Source organism: Vibrio sp. 2130-1 (assembly GCF_033339515.1).
Window position 1 is genome coordinate 1 of sequence record NZ_JAWOUT010000718.1, and the last position, 520, is coordinate 520.

Here is a 520-nt window from a genome sequence, read left to right on the forward strand (position 1 = left end):
CAGACCATCTCGAAAGTCAATCAGCACTTAAGACAAGTGCAAACCAGCTTAGAAGAAGCAAAAGCTTTTCATGGCGAGTTGAACACGCAGATGCGCTCAATCCAAAGCAAAAGTTATCAACTTTCGGTAGATGAAGTGAACGCAAAACTGGATGGTTTTATAGAGACGTCTGGTCAGTTTACCTCGACGTTCCAAGCGTTAAATGCGCAAGCGAATGTTCGCCGTCATACGGTGGTTGCATTGTTGAAATAACGCCGTTTCAAAGAACACTCCAATGATTCCCGGCTTTACATTTTTGCTGCCCCCCAATAACGGCGAAAATGCATTGTCGGGAATCTCTCTTTTCCGCTTATCTTTTTGTGTTGAAGAACGTCGATTATGGCTCAGAGGTCTGAGTGACTGAGCGATGCAGTTTTTGAAATAGCCACCCCAACGCAATAAGTGATGCCCCCAAGCCTAAGAAGCTGATGGCGCGCCAGAACCCGTCCAAAGAGCTTACATCCCACAAGAAGACTTTCAA

At 45.8% G+C, this 520-nt stretch carries 1 protein-coding gene and 1 pseudogene; one reads left to right on the forward strand and one right to left on the reverse strand.

Annotation, left to right across the window (positions count from 1 at the left end):
- Positions 1 to 252, forward strand: a pseudogene (locus R7Q09_RS28310) (flagellin); the annotation flags it as partial.
- A gap of 124 nt (positions 253 to 376) precedes the next feature.
- On the opposite strand, the gene R7Q09_RS28315 reads toward R7Q09_RS28310, so the two are convergent.
- Positions 377 to 520, reverse strand: a 144-nt coding sequence (locus tag R7Q09_RS28315; RefSeq protein WP_318144230.1) for a DUF2339 domain-containing protein, incomplete at its 5' end; no start/stop codon positions are given.